This is a genomic window from Bartonella sp. AP4SXKL, from assembly GCF_042195845.1.
GTDB lineage: Bacteria > Pseudomonadota > Alphaproteobacteria > Rhizobiales > Rhizobiaceae > Bartonella.
This window is the reverse complement of the sequence record NZ_JBHIPA010000008.1, coordinates 1-8,613: the sequence shown is the minus strand read 5'-3', so window position 1 is coordinate 8,613 and position 8,613 is coordinate 1. Positions and strand designations below refer to the sequence as shown.

General features: G+C 39.6%; 6 protein-coding genes. 3 read left to right on the top strand and 3 right to left on the bottom strand.

From position 1 onward, the window contains the following. Positions 1 to 885: 885 nt before the first annotated feature. Positions 886 to 1,899 (bottom strand): sensor histidine kinase, encoded by a 1,014-nt coding sequence (locus ACFIMI_RS05305; RefSeq protein ID WP_375618002.1) that lies wholly within the window; start codon positions 1,897 to 1,899, stop codon positions 886 to 888. A gap of 22 nt (positions 1,900 to 1,921) precedes the next feature. After that, on the bottom strand, positions 1,922 to 2,716 hold the full coding sequence (locus ACFIMI_RS05300; protein WP_375607013.1) for a response regulator: 795 nt from the start codon (positions 2,714 to 2,716) through the stop codon (positions 1,922 to 1,924). A gap of 168 nt (positions 2,717 to 2,884) precedes the next feature. Between ACFIMI_RS05300 and ACFIMI_RS05295 the strand changes: the two genes are divergently transcribed. The 3 genes from ACFIMI_RS05295 (at position 2,885) to ACFIMI_RS05285 (ending at position 5,304) form a co-directional block, all read left to right on the top strand. Further along, positions 2,885 to 3,088, top strand: coding sequence for a NepR family anti-sigma factor (locus tag ACFIMI_RS05295; protein WP_375610684.1), 204 nt, complete (start codon positions 2,885 to 2,887; stop codon positions 3,086 to 3,088). Positions 3,089 to 3,095: 7 nt separating this feature from the next. After that, complete coding sequence (locus ACFIMI_RS05290) at positions 3,096 to 3,650, top strand: RNA polymerase sigma factor (RefSeq protein ID WP_375611691.1); 555 nt, start codon at positions 3,096 to 3,098, stop codon at positions 3,648 to 3,650. A 223-nt stretch (positions 3,651 to 3,873) separates the two neighbouring features. Beyond that, positions 3,874 to 5,304 carry a sensor histidine kinase gene (locus ACFIMI_RS05285; RefSeq protein WP_375611692.1) on the top strand — a complete coding sequence of 477 codons (1,431 nt, stop codon included), beginning with the start codon at positions 3,874 to 3,876 and terminating at the stop codon, positions 5,302 to 5,304. A gap of 890 nt (positions 5,305 to 6,194) precedes the next feature. Here the strand turns inward: ACFIMI_RS05285 and ACFIMI_RS05280 are convergent. Then, positions 6,195 to 8,183: a M23 family metallopeptidase gene (locus tag ACFIMI_RS05280; RefSeq protein WP_375682572.1), complete on the bottom strand. Its 1,989-nt coding sequence runs from the start codon at positions 8,181 to 8,183 to the stop codon at positions 6,195 to 6,197. Positions 8,184 to 8,613 lie beyond the last annotated feature (430 nt).

Here is an 8,613-nt window from a genome sequence, read left to right as displayed (position 1 = left end):
TCCCCTTTGAGATGCGGGTTCTATAGTGAATTAATCAAAGTCATTGGCTTGCACGTCATAAAAGGGTGTGTGTGGGGGCTCTATGTCGGTGAGTAATATTTGAAAAAAGACTGAAATGCCTCTTATGGACGCTCTCAAAGGTCAATGGCTGTTGTAACATGAGAGACAAATGGTATGATGATGCTCAGCTACTACTTTTATGAAGTGAAAAGGGGCATGAAGGTAAAGAAGGACGTGGCGTAACAAGGGGCGGTTTTGATGGTTCACTTTACGGGGGCTATTATATCTTATTTACACATACTGTTTTGAAATGAGCGTGGATGCGCTGGGAAATATTAAAAAAGTGCGTGAATGAGGAACACAAGTGTATCCTGTTTTAGGATGCCCTATTGTAACTGAAGAGGATATCTCCATTAAAGAATGCGATAAATAAAAGCATAAAATGTGTAATTTACATCAATTAATTGTCGTTGTCGTGGATGCTTTAAGCCCGTAAAGCTGAAGAGTGATGATGGATATTAGCTTTACTCCTTGAAATTTCATATTCTGCCAAAATAAAATTATATACGCATTGCGAAAATTACACAAAAAGAGATGGGTAACAGGCTCGCTTTTATTTGGCATATAAAAGCTGAAACGGTTTGCTCTTTATCGTTTTGGTTTCTGTTTTAAAATATGCCGGTTATATGAGGGATGGAAGTTGATTGACAGCGGGAATGGATTTTATGTGGCTTTCAGTTCTCATCGTTAAGGTTTTGCGGAACTATTGGGGGACTATAGAGGTTGGTTTAAAGAGGTTGGAAAATATCTTTGTGCTTAATAAACAGATGAGACATTTTGCTAAAAAAGGGGAAAATTCTCTTGTTCATTGTTTAAAATGCTCTTTTAAGAAAAAATATCAAAATAAGTATCAGGAACAGAGAGGCAATAGACAATTCCTTCTTGTGTCAATTTGAGGGAAGCTGAACCATTCACGGAAATGGGAACGATTTTTTCGAGAACGGCACTACCAAAACAGGCTTTTTTATTGTTTGTGGGAGGGATGCCGGATTCAAAATTTTCATGCCAAGTGATGATAAGTTGCGTTTTGCCATTCAGTTTTGTTTCAATTTCACAGCGTACACAGATGCTCCCCTTTTCTTGGGAAAGGGCTCCAAAAGAAAGAGAATTGACAATCAGTTCATGAAAAGCCAAACCGATATGCAAAGCGGCATTGGGAAAAAGATAAGGATCGACGCCTTCAAGTGAAAAACGTTCTGTTTCTTTCATAAAATAACCTAAAGCCTGCGTTTGGACCAATTCGCGAAATTGAGCACCGCGCCAATCGGAATCAGTGATCAGATCTTGAGAATGAGAAAGAGAATGAAGACGACCTTGAAATTTTCGTAAAAAAACCTGAAGAGATTCAGTATAGCGGGCGGTTTGGCTGGCAATACTTTGAATGATCGCTAGAAGGTTTTTAGAACGGTGACTGACTTCGCGAAGAAGGATTTTAAGCACTTGTTCACGGCGGCGTAAGCCGGAAATATTGACACCGGTGGTGATAATACCAATAATGTCTTCGTTATCATTGCGGTGGCAATCAATAGAAAATTTGTACCAAATCTCTTGTTTGTTTGTATCTTCAAAACGTGCTTCAACAGTTTGCATTTTGCCACTGGCTAAAACTTGCAGTTTGATGGTTTCCATATTGTCTGCAAGGTCAAGCGAAAAAAAGTCGCTGTCACGACACCCAACCCGCCATTTATTGTGCAAATGATGTGGCAAGTTTTCAGCCCATAAATAAACCAGATTTGTTGCCTGATAGAGAACGCAAATATCAGCACCACGAATCGCTTGCATGAGCGCACTCATATGAGATCTATCCATGGGAGGCTTTGAAAGAGGCGTAACGATCATAATTTTAAGATGTTACCCTGTTCTAAGCCGCTTTAGAAGCATTCTCTTGAAAAAATAAAGCTTGGGAAATAAGCGCTTTCACCATATCAGGGTTAAAAGGTTTGGTCACTAAAAAAGTTGGTTCTGGACGCTCGCCAGTGAGAAGCCTTTCGGGAAAAGCCGTGATGAAAATCACCGGTATACGGTCATTTTTCAAAATCTCGTTGACCGCATCAATCCCTGAACTGTTATCGGCTAATTGAATATCAGCCAAAATCAACCGTGGTTTTTTCTTATGATACATGATGACAGCTTCATCACGCGTGCGCGCTATTCCTACAACATGATGACCTAGGCTTTCTACCATTTGCTCAATATCAAGTGCAATAAGAGGTTCATCTTCAATAATCATTACTTCAGTGGCAATTTGTTGAGAAATATCAATGGATGCTTGGTTGAGAAGCTTGCGAAATTCTTTCGTATCCAGATTCATGATTTCGCTGGCGTCTTGTTCATGAAACCCTTCAACGGCAATGAGCAAAAATGCTTGGCGTGCACGGGGCGTGAGATAGGATAATTTGGCACTGGTTTTTTGTTCAAGACCAAATTGGGGCAGGGGTTCTGGGATGTTCGGTGTGGTTTGGTCAAAAAGATGGCAAAAAAGCCAATAGGTACCAATTCGGTCAGTGGAGGCTTTGGGAAAAATGGAGATGTCGGCAATGAGTGCTTCCAACATCGCTGACACATAGGCATCGCCAGAGGATTGGCTACCGGTGACAGAGCGGGCAAAACGCCGAAGATAGGGAAGATGCGGGGCAATGCGCGTTGATAATGACATAATTTATAACTCCTTTGACCTTTCAAGCATTTTGTTGGTTGAAATTCTCAACCGATAAAAAAGTTCCTTGATTTGTATGGAACTTTTTACCGGCAGCTATATTTACAACCATAAGGCGAAAAATTCTTCGCGGTGCTACCAGTAATATATGGATTAGGGGGATGAAAAATGAACGACCGTGATGAAAAAAATCTCACCACACAATTTAGAGTTGGAGATGATCTTCTCGGGGTCAATAGCGAAATAGCACGGAAGTTACGTCAATTTTACATGGAAATTCAAGAAGAAGCACTGCCACGGTGTTTGCTTGAGCTTTTAGAGAAGTTGGAGCGCGCAGAGCAATTTGGCTTAAACAATGTGGAAAAGGTTTGAATCCTTTATGTCAAAGTGCGCGAAAAATTTTAAACAAGAACTCCTTTCTGTGTTGCCGGCTTTACGAGCTTTTGCTGTTTCTTTAAGTGGCAAGCACGATAAAGCCGAAGATTTGGTCCAAGATACTGTTATGAAGGCATGGGCTAAGCAAGATAGTTTTGAGATGGGAACTAATCTTAAAGCTTGGCTTTTTACCATTTTGCGCAATGAATTTTATAGTCAAATGCGTAAAAAGGGAAGAGAAGTTCAAGATACCGACGGCGTGTTTACTCAAAATGTCGCTGTTCATCCTGCTCAATATGGATCGCTTGATTTGCAAGATTTCAAAAAAGCCTTAAATTTGCTTTCTGCCGATCAAAGAGAAGCCATTATTCTTATTGGCGCATCGGGGTTTTCTTATGAAGATGCTGCGGCTATTTGTGGTTGTGCTGTTGGAACCATTAAAAGCCGTGTGAGCAGGGCGCGTAATCGATTACAAGAACTTCTTAAAGTCAATGGTGAGTCTGATTATGGTCCTGATTCTTACTCAGCTGGAAGTACATTGTGTTCATTTAACGGCTAAAAAAGCATAATAATTATGATCGATAGCCTTGTTTTTTTTATTCCCGTTATAGCTATTACAGTAAAGTCAGTATCTGAGGGAATTCAGAAGTTTGGCGTGTATCCTTAGGAACACAAGAAAGCCTGTATAAAACTTTCTCACGGGCTTTAGGTTTTATGTTCCATAAGGTTGCCTTCCTTTGTGCTGAAAAATGACGACTTTCAAGTTCGCCAATGGACATTCTATGACAACAAAAACAAATTTGATGCCTCAAATGCCTTCTTCTGATGCAACGATATCACGCTGGCGGTGGGGTGCGATTGTTGTTTCTCTTGTTATGGCTCTTTTGGCATCGGTTTTTATTATGTTGCTTTCAAATGCCGTTGATCGAGAAGTCGCACAGTTGAATACAAGTTCAGAATTGCGCGAACAGGCTGATTTGGTCCTTATTAGCCTGATTGATATGGCTGTTGCTGACCGCAGCTATGCAAAAACGCGCAAGGCGGAAGATAAAATACGTTTTGAAAATGCAGAGCGGGAGTTGGGGAATATTCTCGACTATATCGCACTTATTGTTTATGCGCATCCGCAGTGGTATAAATGGTTTACGGCTTTTAAAGAAGAGGTTGAAGCACGAAAAGCCTTTATGAATGCCCATATGCGTGCTCTTGATGCGATTCCTGAACAACCTTCTCAACCTTCTCATGCGGACTCTTTGGAAGTATCAAAGATTCCTGTAGCACGTTTAGCTCAATTGATGACAAGCTTTATTAATGGGGATGATGTGGTGCGACAAAAACAGCGTGAGGGTATCGCATTGATGCGGGCGGCTTTGACATTGGCGGCTATTGTTTCCGTTGTGAGTACCTTTATTTCTGCCTATTTTGTTATTAATCGTTTTCATCGTGATATGCGCTCTTTAAAATTGTATCAATTGCTGCTTCATAGTGAAAATATCGCTCTGGAAGCCCGCGTGAAAGAACGAACACAAGAATTAGAAAGAGCACGTAATCACGCTGAAAAAGAACGCCAACGGGTTGAAATATTGTTGCAGGATGCAAGCCATCGCATTGGCAATTCTCTTGGGACGGTGTCTTCTTTGTTGGGGCTCCAGTTAAACCGGAGCAAAAATGAAGAGGTACGTGCTGTTCTAGGGGCTGCACGTGATCGTATTCAGACAATTTCTACAGCACATCGTCGTTTGCGCTTAAGTGATGATATGGAAACGACTTTATTGGCAGAGTTTCTCAGCTCTGTTGTGCATGATGTCGAATTGGCAGTCCCTTTTGAATTGCGTGAAAACATCACCATTCACACCAACTTTAAAGATTGTCGCCTGTCTTCAAGAGATGCGACAACACTTGGAATTATCCTTGGTGAACTGCTGACAAATTCCTTAAAACATGCCTTTCCTGATCAACGGTCTGGTCATATTTATATCTCCTTTGGTCCCCAGAAAGATGGACAATTGATGCTCATTGTAGAAGATGATGGCGTGGGAATGAAAAGCCAAACTTTAAAACAAAAAACAGGACTTGGTCGTGTGGTCGTGGAACAGCTCTGTATGCAATTTGGTGAAAAACCTCTGTTTGAAACTTCTGCTTTAGGAGGCACAAAGATTGTCATTCCTTTGCCAAAACTTAGCATGAATAGTTCAAAAAAAAGCTCTGACTGATTTTTTAAAAGGGTAAATTTTCTCTTTTCTCGTGGTAAGCTGCCTTTCATTCATCGTGAATGTATGGGGAGGGCATCTTTTCACAAGAAGAAGGAAAAATACGGCTTCAGTAGCGCGAACACAGCACCATTCATATCAGATTGTCAATTGCCTTCAAGAGAAACAATTTTGCTTCTTTATCTTTTGGTGTAATGTTTGATTTTCTCTCTTGTTGTTTTTTTGCTTTGTTGACTCCGATGATCGGCTTTCAAAGTTCTCCTTGTCTGAGAGCTTTGAAGTGCTTAAGTTAGCCTTTAAATTTATTTTGAATAAGTGCTTCTTTAAGCCAATAATACTTATATTCGTAAGCTCTATTGCTTTGCAAAGAGAGAGTTTTTTCAAGTTTTGTTATTTTTTGTAAGGCATGTGAAACTTTAAATATGGGGTGTTTTTGTAAAAGTGTGTAACAAATATTCTCAAGGATAACTTGCTTAGAAAGTTCATGAAACACTGTCCTTTAGGGCTATGCACAACAAGCATTCAATAGGTGGAATCTATTCAAAAAGAAGTCGGGTTGTTTATAGATTGATATGGATTTTAGAATCTTCATCCTTTAGCGGGCACCTCTTTGATTTGAGATTTTATTGCATGGCAAATAAGGACGGGCTATCGTTTTGATAAAATAAACAAGAAGAGTTAACCTTTTGGGGTTTCATATTTTTCACTTTTCTATTGTGCGTAAACCTGAAAAGGGGAGGGCGTTTTATTTTTAATCATTGTGATGCGACCTTGGGGGGTGGCATCTTTCGGCGTATTCTTTAATAGATATTTAAAATGCGGAAATCTCTTTAAGAAAAGTAAGCGCTCAAGCATATTTTTTAGATGTTTTGAGTCGTAAAAATGCAGATGCTTTAAGTTTCTTCGGAGGGTGCTATTGGGCTGTTGATCAAGGCATCAATGTTGTTTTTTTCTTGTAGGAATGTTTGTAGGTCTTGATTGGTTAAGGCTTTGCTATCCGGTATACGAATGCGCATGGGATCAACTTTGACGCCATTGACAATGATTTCAAAATGACAATGGGGACCGGTTGCCATTCCTGTTGATCCAACATACCCAATAATTTGTCCTTGTCGTACTTTCACGCCTGGTTTGATGTCTGGTGCATAACGACTTTGGTGTGAATAACTGCTGACATATCCATTGGCATGTTGAATTTCCGTATGGTTTCCATAGCCGCCTGTTACGCCTACTCTTGTGACAATACCATCTCCTACAGCAATAATGGGTGATCCTTTAGGAGCAATCCAATCAACACCCGTATGCATGCGGACATAGCCTAAAATAGGATGTTTGCGTGGACCAAAGGGAGAGCCAAAAATGCCATTTGGTGTGGGTTTGCGCAGCAAGAAAGGCTTTGAACTTTTCCCTTCAGAATCATAATAATCAACGCTTCCATCTTTTAATTGATAACGGTAATATTTATAAGTTGTATTCCCAAAAGTTGCACTAATATAACGAATTTCTGGATCAGCGTTCTTGGATGATTCCTTTGCTTTCAAATTCTTTTTGCCGTTTTTGTTTTCTTTATCGCTTTGTGGTACAGCATAAAATATTTCGATCTGATCATTGGGTGTTATCGGACTTTTCATGTCAATATTGGTGGCTAGCAGACGAATAAGACGATGAGAGAGAGATTGTGATATATTATGGCTTAGCAAAGCACTATAGAGTGCATCATAAGCCGTTGGTAATTGCGCGCTATTGATATAAGAATGTGGAATACCATTTTGAAAAGCCGTTTTAAGTGCTTTAGACATTTTAGGCTCTGTGCTTTCAATGAATTGGCCTTTATCATTCAGGGCAATGGTGAGAACATGATGCATCCCTTGATAGATACTTGCGCGTACGAGATGGTCTTCTTCACCAGCTTGTGTCACAATACCAATGCGTAAAAGGCTTCCCTCTTTAAGGGAATCGGAAAGGCTTATTTTTTCTAGCGTTTTTACAACCTGGTCAATTTGCTTTTTTGTATAACTGGTTTTTTTGAAAGCATCGGCTATCGTTTGTTTTTTACGAATAGGAATAATATCTTCAACATAGTTTTTCGTCAGATCGATACGGTGACTTTGAGGAGAAACGGTTACATTTTCTTGAACGATTCGAACTTCAGGGGATTCTGTGCCTTGGGAAGGGGAGGATACATCTTCTAATTTTAAAGGATCAATCAATGTGAGAACTGAAAGAAGTTCGGAGCTCTTTTCTAAAGTAAATCCAGCTTTTTGTACTTCTTGTTGTGCCTCTTCATCTGTCAATGTGTCGCTGTCATCAAAATCGAATTGATTTACCTTAAAATCATAGCTGCGTAAGGTGAGTTTTGTTTCAACCTTTGCTCCATAAATCTGCCCAGAATCTTCTTGTGGTGCGATATTTTGATTTTTCGTATCACTAGCAAGAATGCTTAAAGAATCAAATTTTGGATAGCTATATTTCTGGGGGCGATTTTCGGCTAAAGCCATACGAATCCATTCAAAATGTTGTGTTTGAATGACTTTTTCATCGCCTTTTTTTTGTAGAATCGATAGTTCAAATTGACGTTTTCTGTCAAAGCTTTGCCTTGCATGGGTGGGAGAAATACGATCACCTTTATAGCCATTGGCCTCAGGGTCTTGTGATTCTGATAGGTTTTCTTGCGTAAACCATTGTGGCGGTGTTACCAATCGCTGTTGTTCATCAAGAGCCGTAAAAAGTGCAATCCCCATAAGAATGCAGGAAGTGATTCCTGTCAGAATGGTTCCCGTAAGCCAACGAGCAGAGACCTGTCGGCGCGCAGGCCGCAAGCGCTTGACGACAAGAGCAGGGTCTTGTCCAGGATCGTTTTTTTGTTGTTCGTTATCCCACATAGATTTATAAGAGTACTTTTCAATATTAAATAAAGAAAGCTAGATAGATAGATAGCTTAGCATGCTTCTACAGGAATTTGATTCTTTTTACAAATTACAGATCATGCGATTCTCTTTATACAGCAATGTCTTTATAAATCGTATCTGCGCAGAAAATTTTCTCTATTAAAGTAGCAAAAACAAGCGTTATTGTGATTAACTGATTCCTAGGCAACTTCCTATTTTTATGCATTGCAATGGGGTGCTATATTTTACTTTAAAGGCGCCATGCTCTCTTTGAACTCCTTGCTGTTTTCATGTTTTATTTTTATGAAGGCAGATTTTGCCTATAATTGCTTGTTGCCAATAATGTCTTGAAATAGGATTTTTTGTTCAATATTTTATTGGTAAAGTTTGGGTTATTTTATTTAAAAAAAAATAAAAAATGATA